The organism is Thiomicrospira microaerophila, assembly GCF_023278225.1.
GTDB lineage: Bacteria > Pseudomonadota > Gammaproteobacteria > Thiomicrospirales > Thiomicrospiraceae > Thiomicrospira > Thiomicrospira microaerophila_A.
This window is the reverse complement of sequence record NZ_CP070959.1, coordinates 857,837-876,446: the sequence shown is the minus strand read 5'-3', so window position 1 is coordinate 876,446 and position 18,610 is coordinate 857,837. Positions and strand designations below refer to the sequence as shown.

Below are 18,610 nucleotides of genomic sequence, written 5' to 3'. Positions count from 1 at the left end.
TTATTACTCCGACTCTTTGTTATCTTCAATCTCATCTAACGATGTATCATTCTGTTCGATACCCTGAGATTCAATCTGCCTATCGATGGCTTCAGCCTGTGTTTCAGAGTCAAGATCACCCTCCTCTTCAGACACATTCACCACAGCCAAACCTACCACGACCTCATCCTTACCTACATTGATTAATTTCACGCCCTGAGTGTTTCGACCCACCACTGAAATATCACCAACACGAATACGAACCAGTGTTGCCTTATTGGTAATCAGTACCGCTTCTTGATCCGGTGTCACGGTTACTGCAGACACGACCTGACCGTTACGCTCAGATGTTTTAATCGAAATGACACCCTGACCACCACGATTAATGGTCGAATAATCATCGACAGGCGTACACTTACCAAAACCATGCTCGGTCGCGGTTAAAATCAAGGTCTCCGGCATCGCGATTTGCATGCTAATCACCTGCTGACCCTCTGCCAACTTCATGCCACGCACCCCACGAGCGGTGCGCCCCATAACACGCGCATCAGATTCTTTAAAGCGGATGGCTTTACCACCATTTGCAAACAGCATCACCTCCTGCTCACCATTGGTTAAGGCCGTACCTACCAGTTCATCACCGTCTAATAAATCAAGCGCAATAATACCGTTAGCGCGTGGACGTGAAAAATCAGACAAAGCCACGCGCTTAACCACGGCATGTTTGGTCGCCATAAATACGAAATGTTCATCGTCAAATTCGCTAACTGGCAAAATCGCCGAAATACTCTCACCTTCTTCCAACGGGAATACGTTTACAATCGGCTTACCTTTCGAACCACGACTAGCAAGGGGTAACTGCCAGGTTTTTTTCCAATAAAGCTTGCCGCGATTCGAAAAACACAACAACATATCATGGGTACTGGCCACCAAGATTTGACCCACTTGATCTTCTTCTTTCATCGCACTGGCTGACTTACCGCGCCCGCCACGCTTTTGAGCACGATAGTCGCTGAGAGGTTGGGTTTTGATATAGCCGTCTTGCGACAGGGTAATAATTCGGTCTTCGACTGCAATCAAGTCTTCTTGATCCAAATCCACATAAGCATGATCAATTTCTGTTCGACGCGCATCACCATATTGATCACGCACCTCAATCAATTCGTCACGCACCACTTCGGTTAAACGATCAGGGTTACGGAGAATCTCAAGGAATTCAAATATTTTTGCAATTAAACCCTTGTATTCCTCAAGAATTTTATCTTGTTCTAAGCCGGTTAAACGATGTAAACGCATTTCTAAAATAGCTTGTGCTTGGGTCGGCGACAAGCGGTAAATATCCGCTTCGACCATACCAAAACCGGTACCCAAATCTTCAGGGCGCGTGTCATTAGCCTCCACTCTCTCAAGCAACTGGATCACATTACCGGCTGGCCAATTACGCTCCAACATCCGATCCTTAGCAATTTGGGGCGTCGGTGATGACTTAATAAGCTCAATCATTTCATCAATATTGCTTAAGGCAACCGCTAAACCTTCAAGCAAATGCGCTTTCTCACGCGCTTTGCGCAAATCAAAAATCGTCCGACGCGTCACTACTTCGCGGCGATGACGCACAAAGGCAGTAATAATTTCTTTAAGATTAAGTAATTTAGGTTGCCCATTAATCAGCGCAACCATATTCACACCAAACACCGTTTGCATTGAAGTCAACTTATACAGGTTGTTTACCATCACCTCAGCGACTTCGCCGCGGCGTAACTCAATTACGATCCGCATGCCGTCCTTATCAGACTCGTCACGTAATGCGGTAATCCCCTCAATCTTCTTTTCTTTGATTAACTCAGCAATACGCTCAATTAATTTTGCTTTGTTAACTTGGTAAGGAATTTCATTAACGATAATCGCCTGTTTGCCGGATTTATCGGTTTCGATAAAATAACGCGCACGGATTTGAACACGCCCACGCCCGGTTTCATAGGCCTCACGAATACCGCGTGTCCCATTGATAATACCCTGTGTTGGGAAATCAGGACCGGGAATATGCTCCATCAAACCGGTTACATCAATTTCAGGTTGATCGATCAGCGCAATACAGGCATTAATGGTTTCAACAAGATTATGGGGCGGAATGTTAGTCGCCATGCCCACAGCAATACCGGCTGAGCCATTGACCAAAAGATTAGGAATACGACTGGGAAGCACATTCGGTTCATGTTCAGAACCATCATAGTTAGGCGTAAAATCAACGGTTTCTTTTTCAAGATCCGCCAGCAACTCATGCGCGATTTTTGCCATCCTAACTTCTGTATAACGCATCGCAGCAGGGTTATCGCCATCAATCGAACCAAAGTTCCCTTGACCATCAACCAACATATAACGCAGGGAAAAAGGCTGGGCCATACGAACAATCGTGTCGTAAACCGCGGTATCACCATGAGGATGGTATTTACCGATCACATCCCCGACCACACGTGCCGACTTTTTATAGGGCTTATTCCAGTCATTATGCAATTCATTCATCGCATAGAGAACACGACGGTGAACCGGCTTGAGGCCATCACGCACATCAGGCAAGGCACGTCCTATGATTACGCTCATCGCATAACTCAAATAGGACTGTTTCATTTCTTCTTCTAGCGATATCGGGTGTATTTCACGTGCAAAATCTGACATGGACGATCCAATCTCAATTTATAATCTATGAATTGCGCATTATAACCTAAATACCCCTTCAGTTTGGACTGCAAATGAAAAAATTACCGACAACTAAGCCGCCTTTATCCAGTAGAATAACCCCCTATTGACACTAACATAACGATCTATTTCCATGAACACATCCAGCAACGTTGACCAGCAAGAACTTGCCAACTTTAATCAATACGCTCACAAGTGGTGGGATACCGATGGCGAATTTGGTGCGCTCCATAAAATCAACCCGCTTCGGCTTAATTTCATCAAACGCCATTTTGCGATCAATAACAAAAAAATGCTCGACATAGGATGTGGCGGTGGCATTCTGAGTGAATCACTTGCCCTCGAAGGTGCGGAGGTTACCGGCATTGATCTCGCTGAAGACGTGCTCAACATTGCCAAACTCCATGCACTTGACAGCGGTGTGAAGCTAGAATATCTAATTTCAAGTGCGGAAGACCACGCCAACCAAAGACCGGAACACTACGATAGCGTAACCTGCATGGAAATGCTTGAACATGTCCCCGACCCACAAGCGATTGTTCAAGCGGCCGCCGATGCGACCAAGCCCGGCGGACTTGTTTTCTTCTCCACCTTAAACCGCAGCAATAAATCATTGCTACTCGCGGTATTTACCGCTGAGTATCTACTCAATATTGTTCCAAAAGGCACCCATCAACATGACAAGTTCATCAAACCGAGCGAACTCAGCCAGATGGCAAGACAAGCAGGCCTGGTATTAATTGATAGCGCAGGCATTGACTATAACCCCGTTTTCAAACGCTGCGCTCTCAGCCATGACCTTTCAATCAACTACCTTATGGCTTTTCAAAAACCGCAAAACGAGGTAATTGAACCATGAGCCTTGACTGCGTTTTATTTGATCTTGATGGCACCCTGCTTGATACCTCGTATGATTTTAGTTACGCCCTAAACCTGCTCTGTGATGAATACCGGATTGCTGCACCGAGTTATAACCAAGTTCGCAATACCGTATCTCAAGGCGGTGCCGCCGTCACGCGCTTGGCATTCCCTGATAACGACGACTCGGATTTTGAAGACAAACGTCGGCGATTTCTTAACATCTATAAACAAAATATCGCCCTGCACACGCAATTGTTTCCTGGGTTGCAAGCAGGCCTGGTTTATTTAGCTGAAAATAAAATTCCCTGGGGCATTGTTACCAATAAACCAACCGAGCTAACCGAACATCTTCTTGCCCACTTCAACTTCCCCACCCCACCCAGAACCGTTGTCTGCGGTGACACACTCGCAGTTCGCAAGCCACATCCTGAACCCATGTGGCTGGCAGCAGAAGAATGCGGTGTAGCACCCGAGTCTTGCCTTTATCTTGGCGACCATCCCCGTGACCTTGAAGCCGGGATCAATGCAGGCATGAAAACCGGTGCTGCACTATTCGGCTATATGGCACCAGAGAAGTTTGAAAACCTAATGCAAGCAGATTTTCTGTTCAGAACCCCTTACGACATTACCCAATTCATAAAAGAGCGAATGAGTTAATGGATGCAACCCAAAAAAAAGTCTTCTTAATTACCGGTGCGGCACATGGATTAGGACGCGCCCTAGCCGAAAACTTAAACCAGCCTGAACATCAGCTGATTCTTATTGACAAGGATTTAAAAGCACTCAACAAATGCTATGACGAACTGGATGCAAAAGGCTGGCACAATATCTTTTTATTTCCAATGGATCTAGCCGGCTCAGCCCAGGCCGAATATACTCAGCTTGCAGAAGGATTAAAGAGTTTTAATCAACTCGACGGCCTGTTTTTGAATGCTGCGATCCTGCCAGCTTTAACGCCGATTGAACATTTTGACCCACTACAATGGTATGAAGTAATCCAAACCAATCTAAATGCTAATTTCCACCTGATACAGACCTGCCTACCGAAACTCAAACAAAGCAACCAGGCCTGGTTAGTCAGCATTTCAGATCAAGCCGTACATAGCACCCCAAATTACTATGGTGCCTATGCCATTGCCAAGGCGGGCCTTGAACAACTAACCCGTCTAGTGGTCGCTGAAAATCCCAGTCTCACAGGCTTTATTGCCCGACTTCCGGCACTGGCGAGCCACTTTAGAACTAAACTTTACCCGGGCGAGCCACCCTGTCAAAACGAATCACTAGAACTGGCTGCACAACGCATTCTCGAAAGCTGCACGGAACAAACGCCACACCAAGATATTGAGATCATTCACGCGGTGAACTAAAGGGTGACTGCAGACAAGATTGATAAAAGTAATCATCAATCATCGCCTTTTCTTGTTGTAAAAATGCTGCCAGCCCCTCATCAAATGGATGAGGGGTCATCCAATGGGCAGACTGACTAATCACCGGCTCAAAGCCGCGCGCAATTTTATGCTCGCCACCGGCACCGGGTTCAAATCTTTTTAAACCCTGCTCCAACGCAAATTCAATACCTTGATAATAACAAGCTTCAAAATGCAAACTGTTTATTTCCTCGACGCAACCCCAATGGCGACCAAACAAGGTGCTATCGCTATGAAACATCAACGAACCAGCGATATTCTTGCCATCACGCTGTGCCATCACCAACAGCACTTGATCCGGCAAAGCCTTGGCAACCGCTTGGAAAAACCCTCGATTTAAAGTAGCCAAGCTATGTTTTTCAGCAAAGGTTTTTTGATAAAAACGATTAAAATCCTGCCAATCTTGATCGCTAGCCGTATAACCATTTAATCGAACTAAATTGACTCCTGCGTCAACAACTTTTCGTCGCTCTTGTTTAATATTTTTACGTTTTTTAGGCTTAAGGTCAGCCAAAAAATCATCAAAGCTCTGATAGCCTCGGTTATACCAATGAAAATGACAATCATGACGAATTAACCAATCATCCTGCTGATTTAACCAGGCCTGGTCGAGCGTATCGGCAAATAAAATATGCCAACCGCTCACCTGCTGCTCAATCGCAAGCTTTTGCAAATGCTGAACTAACAGAGTGCGGATGTGATCAGCATCTTGCTCCGAGGCTATCAAAAACCGTGGCCCGGTTACCGGGGCATAAGGCACAGACGTAACCCATTTAGGAAAATAGGACAAACCTACCGACTGCCAAGCCTGCGCCCAACTATGATCAAATACAAACTCACCATAAGAATTGGTTTTAGCGTACAAAGGCATCGCGGCGATTAAACGCCCATGATGGTATAAAGCCAGATGTTGGGGATACCAGCCAAACTTAGCACTGACACACTGATGATCTTCCAACGCCTGCAAAAATTCATGCCGCAAAAATGGGTGGTTATCCGCAACAAGACTATTCCAGGCCTGGCGATCAATCTCCGCGATTTGCCTAACTAAATGTAATTCCATAATATTTAATATATTTAACTTTTAAAAAAATATGCTTTAATATGTGCCAATTTGACCAAACAATAACCAAAACACGGAGAACAGACCTTGCCGTTAGATATCGCTAGCTTGTTTGACCAGATTCCTGACGCAGTGTATCTACTTGACCCGGAAACATCAAATGTCATCGAGTGCAATCGCGCCGGCTATCAAATGCTGGGCATGGATAAAAAAGAAATATTAAACCACTCGGTTTTAAGTTTGCAAAAAGATGTTAAAGGTCTGCCACATTGGACTGAAATTTCTGCCGTTATCCAAGCTAACAAAGACTATACCTTTACGGGGCGACATCGTCATAAAGATGGCTCTGAAATTTCAGTTGAAGTTTATACCCGCTATTTCGTCGAAAACAACACACCCTACTTTTTATCGGTTGCACGCAACATCAGCAAACGCCTCGCTTTTGAGCAAACCACCCAAGACCATAACCAGCGCCTATGGCATACCCTAAATCAATCGCTGGATGGCATGTGGGACTGGAATCTAACCAATGACCATGTGTTTTTCAGCCTACAACTTAAAACCATGCTAGGCTATGGACCAGATGAGATGGAACCTCACGTCGATACATGGAAAGACAACATTCATCCAGAAGACATGCCACTGGTCCTCCAAAGAATGCAAGATCATTTAGCAGATCGTCGAGAACGTTATCAAGCTGAATATCGCCTTAAAAACAGAAACGGCCACTTTATATGGGTTCAAGACCGTGGTCGAATCTGTGAACGTGACGACAAAGGCAATCCATCAAGAGTCGTTGGTATCGTTCAAGACATCACAGACCTAAAACAAATTCAACTTACGCTTGAAGCCCAAGCCAGTGAGGATATTTTGACCGGTTTGGCGAATAGACGCAAAGCTGAACAGGTGCTGAGTGAACAACTTCGTCTTATTGCTAAAACGCAACAAACTCTCAGTATCGGTCTGATAGACCTTGACCACTTTAAACAAATCAACGACCTCCACGGACACCATAAGGGCGACAAAACACTCAAACAAGCAGGCCTGCTTCTCCAACAAAACATCGGAAGTCAAAACTTTATTGCACGCTGGGGTGGCGAAGAGTTTATCCTGATTATGCCCAGCACAAACCAGCAACAAGCCATCAGCTTGTCAGACCAGCTCCACCAAGCTTTTGCAAAATTCAATTGGAACAACATACTGGGTATTCAAGCAATCAGTTTCAGTATGGGCTTAACCAACCTAAACAGTTCAGATAATTTAGACATCAACACCCTCTTAATCGAAATTGATCAAGCACTCTATAAAGCAAAACATCAAGGGCGAAACCAAACAGTGAACGCAAGAGAAAACTCAAGCAATCATTGAAGATCAGCTTTGTGATGGGTTTCAAAACTTCTTTGCGCGTTTCACCCAAAATTATTACAGCTAGCAACCGAGTAATTACTTGAAGCACTCGCTTTGACCAAACATATCGCTGGCAATCAAAAATCAACAAGCTTGCATAATTTTTCCATCAAAGTTTAGTTGTGGATAGTAAACCAGACGAATAGAATGAAAGTTCATTCTATTTTTACCATTCACTAATTGGGGGTTTTTATGCGTAAAATAATCGGATTGGTTTTATCATTGTTTGTTGTTGGCGGTGCTATTGCACAACCTGATAACAGTCGAGCCTTAGAAGGTATGACGCAAGCGAAGGTGGTCTGGGATATTACCAACTCCAACCCCGCCTTTTTAACCGTACAAATGCAGGTGATCACTGAAACCTATCAAAACTTAAAAGAAGCCGGTCTTCAGCCGGAAATGACCCTCGCCTTCCACGGCCAAAATGTTCGTTTTCTAACCGAGTCGCTTGACACTGTGGAGTTAGATCAGATGGTGCAGGTCGAGGAATTTAATGAATATTTAAATGCCCTGCTAAAACTTAAAGGCGTCAACGCAGAAGTCTGCTCAATTGCCAATCGTGTGTTTGGTGTCGAAAACGGCAAAATTCGCGCCCCGCTTGACGTGGTCGGCAACAGCTATGTCAGCTTTATCAGCTTACAAAACAAAGGCTATGCCATTATCGGCATCCACTAAGGCCTAAATCATAAAGCAACTCCCACCGAGTTGCTTTAGCCTAATCAACGATTTTGCCATCCTGCTTCAAATCATTTAGCTAGGCTTCAAAACACCGCATCATAACGCTTTGCGTTTTAGCGAATTAACGTTGACGAAAACCCAAGCACGTGAATATTAGAACAGATAAAAACAACCAGGCCTGGTTATGCTAATTTGAAGCTTGCTCTCTTAACGGATCAAGCAGGTGTTTCAAACCATTGTGATCTAACTCATGCATGAGCGCCAATAACTGCCCTAAATGACCCGATGGAAAGCCCTCACGCGCAAACCAATTCAGGTAATGCCCCGGCAAATCCGCAATAATTCGCCCCTTGTATTTGCCATAAGGCATGGTGACGGTAACGAGTTTTTTTAAGTCTTCTGAATTCATAAGTTAAAGTTTAGAGAGAAGTATTGATTTAGTATTTGGCTATCAGCGTGCTACCTGTACGACCGCGACACAGATCAAAATCTGGCAGCTCGATTATTCACTGAGCTCTTGCTTCCAGTCACGGTAGAAATTTTCATGACTACCAAGTGACAACATCAACAAACAAGGAACATCATTAATCCAGCGATAAGCTAGAAGGGTCAGCTGGTTTTGCATTTTAAATTTATAAACACGCACTTCTGCCAAATCACCCTTTTTAAGCTCACCCAAGTCAGGCATTTGAATTAACTGTTTAATAGCGGCATCAAGTGCCTGTTTTTGATTGGGGTGCAATTTTTTCACCGCTTTTTGAAAACGGCGCGTTTGTTTAACCTGCATAAAACTCCCTATCCAAATTGGTATGGGGTTAAATTCTCACTGTCTTTACTTTCTTCTAGTGCCAAAAGGGTTTCTTGAATAAAGCTAAACGGCAAATCAGGGTTTTCTTCGGCTAACTTGCCAATCCGACTCCAATACTCAATTTGCTTGGGTACAGACCGATGGCTAACTGCTGCATACAACTTGGCTTGTTGTGCCAGTGAATCCGATAATTTAATCGCGACAGACATTTTGACCTCCAATACAAAATAAACAGGTTTATTATTGCCACAGACAGAACATTGCGCAACCTTTTGCTACTTTTTATAACCAAAAAACATCAAAAAAACAACCAGGCCTGGTTATGCTAATTTGAAACTTGCTCTGTCACTATTGATTCATCTACGCGAACACCTGCTTCGCCAAACCCTGCCCTTTATGGGCACGGCTGGATTCGCGGTGTTGATTCAGGTCGGTTGGATTGCCGATGGCCGCACCAAAGCTTTTAAGCAATTTGCCCTGGCAAAAGGTGTCAACGAGGCTTTCATTAAGGTTGAGCTGTTGCATGATTTTTGGGGTACTCTCGGCAATATGCCCGCGCTTGTTCGGATGCACCGCACGCCCCAGATAATCGACAAACTCCAAGTAATCAGCATAATCAAACGCAATCACCGGATTTGGGTGGGCATGATGATGTTTAGGTTCAAATTTCATCAAGGCTGCATTCGGCAAGCTATCGAGCTTATTGAAAAAGCTTTGCGATTCGTCTGATAAATGCTCAAACAAAGGACTTTGGAGCATCGAGGTTTGTGGTTTTTCAATGCTTTGAGTTTGTTCAATGCGTCGTTGAATCGAAGTGAAATCCGAATCGTCCAGATTATCTGCGATCTTCGCGCGTATCGGGTTTAAATCGACATAGGCCATTACCGATAAAATCGCTTGTTCATCCAATAAGGCTTGGCTTTTAAAGCGCCCTTCCCAGAACCGCCCTTTGACGCCATCTTCTTTATTCGCCATACGCGCAATGGACTCATTGAGCACGCGCATATACCAAGACAGATCATGCAGCCGTTCACGGTAGGTTTGTGTGAGTTGCTGCACTTGTTTGACGATGGCGGGTTCCGCTGTCGCGGGGTCTTGCATATAACGCTGTAAATACACCGGCCCGCTAAACAACTGCGTCCAACCCGCTAGCACCTCATTATCCGACCAGGCCTGAGCGCGTTCTTTATCAACTCTAACCACCAAATGATAATGATTGCTCATCACCGCAAACGCGGCAATATCCACCGCAAACACGGAAGCCAGCTTCAACATGGTCTGCTCGATCCAATCACGGCGGTGTTCATAATTTTGACCGGAAATCGAATCCACACCACACAAAAACGCACGGCGAACGCAACGATTCACCAAATGATACCAAGGGGTATCCGACAGCGAAATCAATTCTTGACGAGCACGAGTCATAAACAAAACCTCCGAATGAAACAAAAACCACAATTAAATTATAGGAAAACAATGAGGAAGGATCAATCTATTGTGGGTGTCCTTTTAACAAAGCGCCAAGCTTAACGGGCATGAACCGTATCAGTATCTCAACGATGTGTTAATGCGATTGCCCACGCAGAAGAATAGTCGCATTGATGAGCTGTTGCCTCATAACTGGACTCCCCAGGGGTGATGGCTGGAGGCTTACCTTTCTATGGCCGGAGTGGCAATTTGTGTTGAAATCTAACGCCTTGCTCACCGGAAAATTGGGAGCGCAGCGAGTAATTTTTCCGAGTGCAGCAAATTGTTAGTTTTCGCTATGCTTGACGTGAAATCATCGCACATACTTCCTCCGGCATACATAAAGCTTAACTTTTCGGTCGATAAACGGAGATCCGATCAGCCACTGACTGCGCCCCCACTTAACTCCATAGGTCTCCAATAGACGGACGCTTTCCAAAAACGGAATAGCCGCTAAGTCCATAGACAGTGCTTGCCAGCTCTGAAGACAATTTGCGATACCTTGCTGGTTTCCAATATAGCGCAGAGCGACACCACCAAATGGGAGGGTTCTAACTAGTTGTAGGTGATGGCTCGGGGGATAAGTTGAGTTGAATACCCTTGCACCAATTTTCCGGTTCAATTCCCTATATAGAGAAACCCGGTTCTTACCTTCTGAAGCTACGTACAGCGAAAATTCACCTATTCGTACATAGTGAGCCCCTTCAGATTCGTCTTTTTTTGCCCGTGCATCCATTACATCGGCCACTTCATCTCCCTCGACCGAACTAAGCTTGGGGACTCCGTAGTAAGCACCAGCTACAACATGAAATGGATCGACGTACTCAAAGGCGGAGTTTTTTGCCTCGTACCAGCAAGCCGAAAACGGGAGTATAGCTTGAGCAAACGCTTTTCCATCCGTGATGACTCTTTGACCTCTTGACCTATGATTCCATCCAGGATGCAACTGCCCTTGAGAATACATTCGGGACAGGAGGAAAGCATCCAACTTATCCATTGGAAGGCTGTCGTCATTGATCCTTTCTTTGAGCTGCAAGACATCAATTAGGGCGGTTTCTATCACTGACAATCTATCCATAAAACTAACGCTTCAAACACCGGCGCAGCTTCGCTGCGTCCGAGTGATTTGACTTGTTAGTTTTTGTTTAAACACAAAAGAATTTTTTATCCTCATCCAGTGACAAGATTATATTTTGGGAAATTTTATTATATGTTTCTTCTGATATTTTATCTGAAAGCATTGATAGAATCTGTTGACCTGGAAGCTTGCTTGCTTCTTTGAAAATATCTTCGATTTGATTTTTGTCAATATCCTCAATGCTGTCATGGAAAATAAAATTTGGTCGTTTCAAATTTAACTCATTAACGGTATGTATATATGCGAAATCAAAAGCAATAACTTCGGCTTTCTTTTTCCCGCCTTCAGGATTAGTTGCTGAGTTATTCATTTCTATAGAGCAAACACCACTATCCTTATTGAAATCCAAGTCTATGCTGTATTCTTCATCATGAAAAATTTTTGTAAGAGACCTTAAATGTGCATTGAACTTTTTCTCAAACAAATAAACGTTGTCAATCTCTTTGGAGATAGCTTCAAGAATCTCTTGCAATTGAGTTTCGGCTTCAGTTTGATCTGATTTTGCTTTGTACTGCTGCTCCATTAGCCCCTCTAACTTTCCAAGCTCAACTTTAAGCTCACCAAGTTGCTTCAGGTTTTTAGTCACATTGTCTAAGCTTTCCTTAGACCTCATGTCAGAAAATACTTGTAACTTATTCTTCCTAATTGAATTAAGCTCTGCATGAAGTTCTTCAGACTCCTCATTCAATTTAGGCATATCAATTGTAAGAAATTGTTCCTTTTTCTCAACGAGATTTCTATGGAACAAAACAACGTCTTCAAGTTCTCGTAAGGCTCCGTCAATTGCGACACCTGAGAAGCTATATATAGCTTTAAGCTCATTGATCAAATAACCATCTTTGTCTTTAGTTAAGAGCTCAACAGTATGATTGATGTTGTCTACCTTCCGCTGTATAGAAAGAAGCTCTTCAGTATACCGATCTTCTTTTTCCTGTAGTTCTGAAAGTCTCTCTATTGGATTCGAGTACTTTGATGAATATTCAAATTTCAAAAGATTATTTTCTAATTCTATTGCGTCGGCTTTATATCTTTTAATCTCACTTTTTGGCTTTTGCTCTTTCACTAGAGCATTAATAGAAGTTGTATTCCGTTTTCGTCTATTAACTAAGTTCGTTGCATCTCTTTTTTCTGTAAGAAGAGACGTATTATCGAAGCCAAAGAGGTATAGAAAAAGCTCGCTATAATCTTTTGGGCCTTGTCGTTTATCAAGGAACTTGGTAGTACTTAACATTCGGTGACTGTCATTCCTTATAAACTTAGGAGCAACAACTCTGACAGATGGTCTTCTGGTTGATATATTAAAGATTTTATCTTGCAAGAAACTTTCATATCTATTTTCTTCAACAACTTCACCATTTATCCAGAATTTAGATTCTAAACCCCCACCTACACATAAATTCCGTGAAATTTGATTTATTTTATTTGAGTAGTCATGGAAACTAAGCGAAGCTGTCACATTATTGTTTTTGAAAAGCGTTTCAATCTCTATATTTGGCTTTTTAAATTCTTCATCAATGTAAATACTGTCTATGCTTCCCAGCATAAGAAAATCAACAACTCTTGATAAGGTGGATTTTCCTACGCTATTACCTGAACGACCTGAGTTAGGCTTATTTGTAATGAGATTCAGGCCAGACTCGAATTTTACGAACCTCTTGACCTCACTATTTATCTGAACTTCAAGGCTATCAAGCTTCATTTATAAATACCTCTGTGCCGTTAAAATCAATAGCCTTAATTGAGAATAGCCAGTCTAATGAAAGTATGACGTGATCAATCGAAACTTTAAGTTCCGATGAGCAGTCACTCAATATGGCATCTAAAGATGAATTTTCTTCTGCCATTTTCTTTAAGATCTTTGCACCGATGCTTACAACATTTATCTCGGGGTCACAACCACTAATAGGAATCATACGTTGGATTCTCCATGACTATGCATTCAATAAAAGCATGAGCTACAACGACATTAACTCCTAATTCAACATGCTCTTTGTAAGCTGGAGTGTTTTTAGACTCATATACGCTGTTTTTTAATTTTTGAATAATAAAATCTAAAATGAATTCTGAATTTTCCCTGACTTTTTCTATGTCCACATCGCAAGTTAGATAGTCTATATCAACAGCGTCTAAAGCAAGATAGTATAAGTCGTTTAAATTCTGAAGAATTGTATCTTTCCCAAAAGTTATTAATGAGTCAATTTCAGAATACGCTTCTTCTACTTTTGAAGAGTGATCAAGATATTGCTTAATGATATGACTTTTAGATTTAAGATTATTGTGTTCTATCTTTACAACTGTCTCGGAAGATGGTTTACGTCTTTTTTTCTTAAATGAAAATGGTTTATTAGCTAATGACTTTAGCAATTCATTTATGGCGGAGCTGATTTCATACTCGGGAGAATCTCCAATAATGATATTACCAGCATTACGCTCTACATTGACTGTTTTATTCACAGGTGTATCAGCCTTTTCATTTTCTATTGTCAAGATTTAGTCCTCTACATATCTATATTCATGCCACCAGAATTATTCTTTGTATATACATTCTTCTGGCCATTTTGCGTAAAACTATCCTGACTGCTATCTGTTGCTGAATTATTGTTAATTTCACCAATTTTAATTTTCAACTGCCTATTTTTCTTTGAAGTAATCACTGCAAATAATGTACTACATACAGTACATATCCAAGCCAAGGTTACTCCAATGTCTGATTTTACAAATTCGATAATACTTTCCATCTCTTTCCTCGACGATAAATAACGGTATTGAGTAGAAAACTAACGCCTGAATTAAAAGGACACCCATATCTCATATCCAGAAAATACTACACCATAAAACACGCTATCTCTACATTCATTACGGAACTCTAAAACTGAATCTTTTTAACTTCGCCGTTTTCGCAAATCACGGCATATTGCCCTAGTGCGCGTTTGCGGTTGAGTTCGCGCTTTACGGCGCGTTTCATTATTTCAACCACCTCATTAGCATCCAGTTTTTTGGGGCTTTCGGGGGGGTTAATCTCTGTGGTATCCATCAGCGATTCCTTTTAAATTTTCATAATGCTGGTGATTGGCGATAACAACTTCACCTTGCTTCTTTGAAAAAATCAGCCGTGGCTCGATCATATTCAAGACACAATACACCGAGTCCACTGCTTCGATATAGTGGTAAAACAAATTATACACGCTCTTAGGAAACCGGCGCTCAATGTCCTGAGCCGGTATGTTATGGCCGCCATGTAAAACGCGTTCTTCAACACGTTGTTTGGAAAGGTTTACATTTTCTAATGCCAAGTAATACAGTGTTACCGACCAGCCTTTTTGTTTGAGGTTTTGAATCCGTTTTAAATAAGTCAAACCGGACAATGTGGTTTCAAAACACACGGTTTGCTCTAATTCAATGGCGGTGTTCAAGCGTTGTAGAAACAACTTACCCGCGTGAATATTGCGTAATTCGGTTGGCACATCTACGAGAGATTTAGCAATTTCATCCGCGTTAATAAAATGTTGAATGATGCCCTCATCAATCAATTGCATCGCAAAGGTGGTTTTACCTGCGCCATTGGGTCCGGCGATGATGATTAATTCTTTAGACATTAATTCAAACTCCGCCTAGCGATTGGCTTGAAAACTCTTTAGCGCCCTGCCGCATATCATGAAAACTCGGTGCCGCCGCCAGTAGGGTTTGGGTGTAGGTGTGTTGTGGGCTTTCGAGGATGGTTCGCACGTCGCCCTGTTCGACGATTTTACCTTCGGACATCACCGCAACGCGATGCGCAATGCGCGGGATAATCGATAGGTCGTGGGTAATAAACAATAAAGATAAATTGTAGGTTTGTTGCAGGTGGTTGAGCAAATCCAACACCTGCGCGCGCACGGTGACATCTAACGCGCTGGTGGGTTCGTCACAAATGATTAATTCCGGCTCGACCGCTAAGGCGCGCGCGATGCCGATACGTTGGCGTTGACCGCCGGAAAATTCATGCGGATAACGCCGTTTGTGTTCCGGCAATAGGCCCACTTGTTGTAGCAGTTCGTCGATGCGCCGCTCTTGATCGGCTTTGTTTTGCGAACCGACTTTTAGGCTGACCATGCCTTCGCGGATGATTTCGCCGATGGTCATACGCGGGTTAAGCGCGGAATACGGGTCTTGGAAAATGACTTGAATTTTTTTGCGTAACGGTTTAATTTTGCGCTCGGTGAGTTGGGCGAGATTGACATCTTGATAACGGATCTCGCCTTCGGTGCTGTCAATTAAACGCAGAATCGCTTGGCCGATGGTGCTTTTACCGCTGCCCGACTCACCTACTAGGGCGAGGGTTTCACCGCGTCGGATGGTTAAATCGACACCATCGACGGCTTTTACATGCCCCACGGTGCGCTGCAATAGGCCCTTTTTAATCGGAAAATGGACTTTTAGGCCTTTTAAATCAAGCAAAGATGCTTGTTCCGCCGCCGGTTTGTAATTGCGTTGTGGCAAGGCATCGGCGAGCAGTTGTTGGGTATAGGGATGGCTTGGGGCTTTGATAAAGTGCTCGACTTCGGCGGTTTCGACAATCTGGCCTTTTTGCATCACCGCAACGCGGTCTGCCATTTCCGCCACCACGCCCATATCGTGGGTGATAAATAAGATCGACAGGCCGCGCTCATCACGTAGTTTTCTGAGCAGTTTGAGCACCTGCGCTTGAATGGTGACATCCAACGCGGTAGTAGGTTCGTCGGCAATCAATAAATCCGGTTCACACGCCAGCGCCATTGCAATCATCACCCGTTGTTTTTGCCCGCCGGACAGTTGATGCGGATACCAGTTGATGCGTTGTTCCGGTTCAGGAATGCCGACTTCTGCAAACAGGTCTATCGCTTTGGCCTGCGCGGCTTTAGATGACAAGCCTAAATGCACCCGCAAGACTTCGGCGACCTGATCACCGACGCGCATCACCGGGTTAAGCGAGGTCATCGGCTCTTGAAAAATCATCGCTATCGACTTGCCGCGCACTTTTTGCATTTGCGCTTCGGTTAGGCTAAGCAGGGATGTTTGATGCAGCTGAATATCCCCTGCTTCGATAGTTAAAGCTTCCGGCAATAGGCGCATCACGGCTAATGACGTTAAGGATTTACCACTGCCCGATTCGCCGACTAGGGCAAAAATCTCACCGGCATCAATCTGAAAGCTAATGCGATTAATCAGCGCCGAGTCACCGACCTTGACCACTAAATTCTGAATCGCTAATACCGGCTTTTTCACACTGACTTCCTTTATTCGTTTGTAAGTTGCTTAACATGGGCAACGAGATCAGGGTGGATGTAAATCCCTGCATCTAACATTAATTCAATTGATTGGGATGCTGACTGAATGAAACCTTTACGCTTAGCTAACACTAATACGCCCATCGAACCAATCACGGGAATTTGATTCACTGCTGCCACTTTTCTTCCTCTAGCATCGTCAATCAATAATCGATCAGCCTGTAATTGTTTAAATAAAACCATGCTTGAAATTTCACCCGCATCTGAATAAGCATCAAGCAGAATAATGTTGTGGCTATCAAGTTCGATACGCTTATCAATTAAGTAAGCTGATAACTCTTTTGCAAACGGCTTTGACAAGTCTGCTGTTAATTCATCATAAACAACCGATGAAACAACAACTTTATCAAAGAGTTTTTCTAATAGCGGCAATTGCTTACAGGCCGTTAACGCGATCAGTGCAGATGCATCAGCAATCAATAACATTACAAGCCTTCCAGCTCTGCATCCAATGCTTCTGGGGTCATATTAATGACAGGCACATCATTTTGATGGCAAAGTTTCATAAAACTATACATATCCAAGCCAGCTAGTTCCGCCGCCTTAGATAAAGTGACTTTTTGTTGCTTAAATAACCACAATGCATAGCTTAGCTTCATGTCTGCTTGAATGGATGCAATGGATTCAAATTTTATTAATGGTTCGGGTAAATCAATGGTAATTTGCATGACTAAACCTCTTTAAACAAAAGGGACGACCGCTAGGCGGAAGACCACGAAACTTAATACTAACATCAACGCCACGTTAATCAACGCAAAACGCGCTCTGGGCACCAGGTGTTCGGCGGTTTGTTGACATATTTCTTGTTGTTTTTCGGCGATAAACCAATCCACCCAACGTTGTTCAATATGCGAGAGGTTTTGCAGATGGCGCGTGAGTTCTTCGTTTAAACGCGCGGCCAGCAGTCGCTGCAAGCTTTTATGCTGCCAAAAAGCGATTAAGGACGATTTATAGCCATAGGCTAATACACCGTTCCAGACAAACACCAAGACCAAGCCAACAAAAAATAGCCAACTCCCTAGCCAAAAACTCAACCCCAACGCAACAAACAGCAACCCATTTTGAATGACAAAATAACGCCAAAACGCTCGATGCCAGGCCTGCTCAAGCTGGGTTAAATAGGCGCTGGCGTGTGCACTGAGTTCCACTTGCATTTTATCGCGGGTTTTCTGCTCCAGCTTTTCGCTCACCCAGTCTTTGGTTTTTTTGCCGGCCAGTACACTCGCCGCTACCCCAGCGCCCCAAGCTAAACCCTTTGCAATCAACGGTGCCGCAAACCAAGCCACTATGGCTGACCTTTGAGCAAAACGGCTTGGCCGTCGTCATTCACCAAAGCTTGATTGGTTAGGGTTGCCGACAGCAAGGCAATCGCTTGTTCAAACTCAACATGTCGTTCTTGCAAGCGTTTTTCGTTTAAAGCATAGCCTTGAACCAAATATTGATTTAACACTTTTGTCGCCCATTGACGAAACTTTACGCCGCGCTGTGATTTAACTCGATAGCCGACTGAAATAATGACATCTAAATTATAATGCTCTGTTTTATAGACTTTACCGTCTTCGGCAGTTGTCGCAAATTTTGCGACAACTGAACTTTTCTCCAGCTCACCATCTTTAAACACATTAGCGAGATGCTTACCAATCGTTTTAATATCTCTATCAAATAACAATGATAATTGCTGTCTACTGAGCCACACCGTCTCCCCCTCAAGGGAAACCTGCAAGCTGACTTTATTATCATCTGTACTAAAAATTTCAATCGGGTTTTTCATAGTTTTTT

At 43.5% G+C, this 18,610-nt stretch carries 23 protein-coding genes and 1 pseudogene; 6 read left to right on the top strand and 18 right to left on the bottom strand.

The window, feature by feature from the left end:
* Positions 1–3 precede the first annotated feature (3 nt).
* On the bottom strand, positions 4–2,655 hold the full coding sequence (gene gyrA, locus JX580_RS04235) for a DNA gyrase subunit A (RefSeq protein ID WP_248851558.1): 2,652 nt from the start codon (positions 2,653–2,655) through the stop codon (positions 4–6).
* Positions 2,656–2,809: 154 nt separating this feature from the next.
* Here gyrA and ubiG point away from each other — a divergent pair, with 154 nt between their 5' ends.
* From ubiG to JX580_RS04220, 3 genes are read left to right on the top strand one after another with little or no spacing between them, the layout of a single operon-like run.
* Positions 2,810–3,535 (top strand): bifunctional 2-polyprenyl-6-hydroxyphenol methylase/3-demethylubiquinol 3-O-methyltransferase UbiG, encoded by a 726-nt coding sequence (gene ubiG / locus JX580_RS04230; protein WP_248851557.1) that lies wholly within the window; start codon positions 2,810–2,812, stop codon positions 3,533–3,535.
* Entirely contained in the window at positions 3,532–4,194 is a 663-nt protein-coding gene (locus JX580_RS04225; RefSeq protein ID WP_248851556.1) for an HAD family hydrolase, read from the top strand. The genes ubiG and JX580_RS04225 overlap by 4 nt, the downstream gene beginning before the upstream one ends.
* On the top strand, positions 4,194–4,904 hold the full coding sequence (locus JX580_RS04220; RefSeq protein WP_248851555.1) for an SDR family NAD(P)-dependent oxidoreductase: 711 nt from the start codon (positions 4,194–4,196) through the stop codon (positions 4,902–4,904). Before JX580_RS04225 ends, JX580_RS04220 begins: the two co-directional genes overlap by 1 nt.
* On the opposite strand, the gene JX580_RS04215 is transcribed toward JX580_RS04220, so the two are convergent.
* Positions 4,885–6,027 (bottom strand): GNAT family N-acetyltransferase, encoded by a 1,143-nt coding sequence (locus JX580_RS04215; protein WP_248851554.1) that lies wholly within the window; start codon positions 6,025–6,027, stop codon positions 4,885–4,887. The genes JX580_RS04220 and JX580_RS04215 overlap by 20 nt on opposite strands.
* A gap of 87 nt (positions 6,028–6,114) precedes the next feature.
* Between JX580_RS04215 and JX580_RS04210 the strand changes: the two genes are divergently transcribed.
* Together JX580_RS04210 and JX580_RS04205 are read left to right on the top strand one after the other, a co-directional pair.
* Complete coding sequence (locus JX580_RS04210; RefSeq protein ID WP_248851553.1) at positions 6,115–7,395, top strand: sensor domain-containing diguanylate cyclase; 1,281 nt, start codon at positions 6,115–6,117, stop codon at positions 7,393–7,395.
* 231 nt (positions 7,396–7,626) lie between these two features.
* Complete coding sequence (locus tag JX580_RS04205) at positions 7,627–8,109, top strand: DsrE family protein (protein WP_248851552.1); 483 nt, start codon at positions 7,627–7,629, stop codon at positions 8,107–8,109.
* A 190-nt stretch (positions 8,110–8,299) separates the two neighbouring features.
* On the opposite strand, the gene JX580_RS04200 is transcribed toward JX580_RS04205, so the two are convergent.
* From JX580_RS04200 to JX580_RS04185, 4 genes are all read right to left on the bottom strand, one after another.
* Positions 8,300–8,521 carry a DUF3820 family protein gene (locus JX580_RS04200; protein WP_248851551.1) on the bottom strand — a complete coding sequence of 74 codons (222 nt, stop codon included), beginning with the start codon at positions 8,519–8,521 and terminating at the stop codon, positions 8,300–8,302.
* 93 nt (positions 8,522–8,614) lie between these two features.
* A complete protein-coding gene (locus JX580_RS04195) occupies positions 8,615–8,899 on the bottom strand; it encodes a type II toxin-antitoxin system RelE/ParE family toxin (RefSeq protein WP_248851550.1) in 285 nt (94 codons plus the stop codon).
* Positions 8,900–8,907: 8 nt separating this feature from the next.
* Complete coding sequence (locus JX580_RS04190) at positions 8,908–9,129, bottom strand: ParD-like family protein (RefSeq protein ID WP_248851549.1); 222 nt, start codon at positions 9,127–9,129, stop codon at positions 8,908–8,910.
* A gap of 151 nt (positions 9,130–9,280) precedes the next feature.
* Complete coding sequence (locus JX580_RS04185) at positions 9,281–10,345, bottom strand: transposase (protein WP_248851548.1); 1,065 nt, start codon at positions 10,343–10,345, stop codon at positions 9,281–9,283.
* 88 nt (positions 10,346–10,433) lie between these two features.
* On the opposite strand from JX580_RS04185, the pseudogene JX580_RS04180 reads away from it, so the two are divergent.
* Positions 10,434–10,559, top strand: a pseudogene (locus JX580_RS04180) (transposase domain-containing protein); the annotation flags it as partial.
* 141 nt (positions 10,560–10,700) lie between these two features.
* Here JX580_RS04180 and JX580_RS04175 read toward each other — a convergent pair.
* The 12 genes from JX580_RS04175 to JX580_RS04120 all read right to left on the bottom strand — a co-directional run bounded on the left by JX580_RS04175 (position 10,701) and on the right by JX580_RS04120 (position 18,602).
* Positions 10,701–11,465 carry a hypothetical protein gene (locus tag JX580_RS04175; RefSeq protein ID WP_248851547.1) on the bottom strand — a complete coding sequence of 255 codons (765 nt, stop codon included), beginning with the start codon at positions 11,463–11,465 and terminating at the stop codon, positions 10,701–10,703.
* 67 nt (positions 11,466–11,532) lie between these two features.
* Complete coding sequence (locus JX580_RS04170; RefSeq protein ID WP_248851546.1) at positions 11,533–13,224, bottom strand: hypothetical protein; 1,692 nt, start codon at positions 13,222–13,224, stop codon at positions 11,533–11,535.
* A complete protein-coding gene (locus JX580_RS04165) occupies positions 13,214–13,438 on the bottom strand; it encodes an ABC-three component system middle component 6 (protein ID WP_248851545.1) in 225 nt (74 codons plus the stop codon). Before JX580_RS04165 ends, JX580_RS04170 begins: the two co-directional genes overlap by 11 nt.
* Positions 13,425–14,012 carry an ABC-three component system protein gene (locus JX580_RS04160; RefSeq protein ID WP_248851544.1) on the bottom strand — a complete coding sequence of 196 codons (588 nt, stop codon included), beginning with the start codon at positions 14,010–14,012 and terminating at the stop codon, positions 13,425–13,427. Before JX580_RS04160 ends, JX580_RS04165 begins: the two co-directional genes overlap by 14 nt.
* 11 nt (positions 14,013–14,023) lie before the next feature.
* On the bottom strand, positions 14,024–14,263 hold the full coding sequence (locus JX580_RS04155; protein WP_248851543.1) for a hypothetical protein: 240 nt from the start codon (positions 14,261–14,263) through the stop codon (positions 14,024–14,026).
* A 128-nt stretch (positions 14,264–14,391) separates the two neighbouring features.
* Positions 14,392–14,559, bottom strand: coding sequence for a hypothetical protein (locus tag JX580_RS04150; RefSeq protein WP_248851542.1), 168 nt, complete (start codon positions 14,557–14,559; stop codon positions 14,392–14,394).
* Positions 14,540–15,121: a zeta toxin family protein gene (locus JX580_RS04145; protein ID WP_248851541.1), complete on the bottom strand. Its 582-nt coding sequence runs from the start codon at positions 15,119–15,121 to the stop codon at positions 14,540–14,542. Before JX580_RS04145 ends, JX580_RS04150 begins: the two co-directional genes overlap by 20 nt.
* Positions 15,122–15,125: 4 nt before the next feature.
* The gene (locus JX580_RS04140; RefSeq protein ID WP_248851540.1) at positions 15,126–16,769 is read right to left on the bottom strand and encodes an ABC transporter ATP-binding protein; all 1,644 of its coding nucleotides are present in this window, start codon (positions 16,767–16,769) and stop codon (positions 15,126–15,128) included.
* An 11-nt stretch (positions 16,770–16,780) separates the two neighbouring features.
* On the bottom strand, positions 16,781–17,257 hold the full coding sequence (locus tag JX580_RS04135; protein ID WP_006459019.1) for a DUF3368 domain-containing protein: 477 nt from the start codon (positions 17,255–17,257) through the stop codon (positions 16,781–16,783).
* Positions 17,257–17,499: a UPF0175 family protein gene (locus tag JX580_RS04130; protein ID WP_006459020.1), complete on the bottom strand. Its 243-nt coding sequence runs from the start codon at positions 17,497–17,499 to the stop codon at positions 17,257–17,259. The genes JX580_RS04135 and JX580_RS04130 overlap by 1 nt, the downstream gene beginning before the upstream one ends.
* 12 nt (positions 17,500–17,511) lie before the next feature.
* Entirely contained in the window at positions 17,512–18,117 is a 606-nt protein-coding gene (locus tag JX580_RS04125) for a hypothetical protein (protein WP_248851539.1), read from the bottom strand.
* Positions 18,117–18,602 carry a virulence RhuM family protein gene (locus JX580_RS04120; RefSeq protein WP_248851538.1) on the bottom strand — a complete coding sequence of 162 codons (486 nt, stop codon included), beginning with the start codon at positions 18,600–18,602 and terminating at the stop codon, positions 18,117–18,119. Before JX580_RS04120 ends, JX580_RS04125 begins: the two co-directional genes overlap by 1 nt.
* Positions 18,603–18,610: the final 8 nt, after the last annotated feature.

Coding starts and splice junctions, on each gene's coding strand:
- gyrA (WP_248851558.1), bottom strand. CDS start 2,655: ATGTCAGATTTTGCACGTGAAATACACCCGATATCGCTAGAAGAAGAA.
- ubiG (WP_248851557.1), top strand. CDS start 2,810: ATGAACACATCCAGCAACGTTGACCAGCAAGAACTTGCCAACTTTAAT.
- JX580_RS04225 (WP_248851556.1), top strand. CDS start 3,532: ATGAGCCTTGACTGCGTTTTATTTGATCTTGATGGCACCCTGCTTGAT.
- JX580_RS04220 (WP_248851555.1), top strand. CDS start 4,194: ATGGATGCAACCCAAAAAAAAGTCTTCTTAATTACCGGTGCGGCACAT.
- JX580_RS04215 (WP_248851554.1), bottom strand. CDS start 6,027: ATGGAATTACATTTAGTTAGGCAAATCGCGGAGATTGATCGCCAGGCC.
- JX580_RS04205 (WP_248851552.1), top strand. CDS start 7,627: ATGCGTAAAATAATCGGATTGGTTTTATCATTGTTTGTTGTTGGCGGT.
- JX580_RS04200 (WP_248851551.1), bottom strand. CDS start 8,521: ATGAATTCAGAAGACTTAAAAAAACTCGTTACCGTCACCATGCCTTAT.
- JX580_RS04195 (WP_248851550.1), bottom strand. CDS start 8,899: ATGCAGGTTAAACAAACGCGCCGTTTTCAAAAAGCGGTGAAAAAATTG.
- JX580_RS04190 (WP_248851549.1), bottom strand. CDS start 9,129: ATGTCTGTCGCGATTAAATTATCGGATTCACTGGCACAACAAGCCAAG.
- JX580_RS04185 (WP_248851548.1), bottom strand. CDS start 10,345: ATGACTCGTGCTCGTCAAGAATTGATTTCGCTGTCGGATACCCCTTGG.
- JX580_RS04175 (WP_248851547.1), bottom strand. CDS start 11,465: ATGGATAGATTGTCAGTGATAGAAACCGCCCTAATTGATGTCTTGCAG.
- JX580_RS04170 (WP_248851546.1), bottom strand. CDS start 13,224: ATGAAGCTTGATAGCCTTGAAGTTCAGATAAATAGTGAGGTCAAGAGG.
- JX580_RS04165 (WP_248851545.1), bottom strand. CDS start 13,438: ATGATTCCTATTAGTGGTTGTGACCCCGAGATAAATGTTGTAAGCATC.
- JX580_RS04155 (WP_248851543.1), bottom strand. CDS start 14,263: ATGGAAAGTATTATCGAATTTGTAAAATCAGACATTGGAGTAACCTTG.
- JX580_RS04150 (WP_248851542.1), bottom strand. CDS start 14,559: ATGGATACCACAGAGATTAACCCCCCCGAAAGCCCCAAAAAACTGGAT.
- JX580_RS04145 (WP_248851541.1), bottom strand. CDS start 15,121: ATGTCTAAAGAATTAATCATCATCGCCGGACCCAATGGCGCAGGTAAA.
- JX580_RS04135 (WP_006459019.1), bottom strand. CDS start 17,257: ATGTTATTGATTGCTGATGCATCTGCACTGATCGCGTTAACGGCCTGT.
- JX580_RS04130 (WP_006459020.1), bottom strand. CDS start 17,499: ATGCAAATTACCATTGATTTACCCGAACCATTAATAAAATTTGAATCC.
- JX580_RS04120 (WP_248851538.1), bottom strand. CDS start 18,602: ATGAAAAACCCGATTGAAATTTTTAGTACAGATGATAATAAAGTCAGC.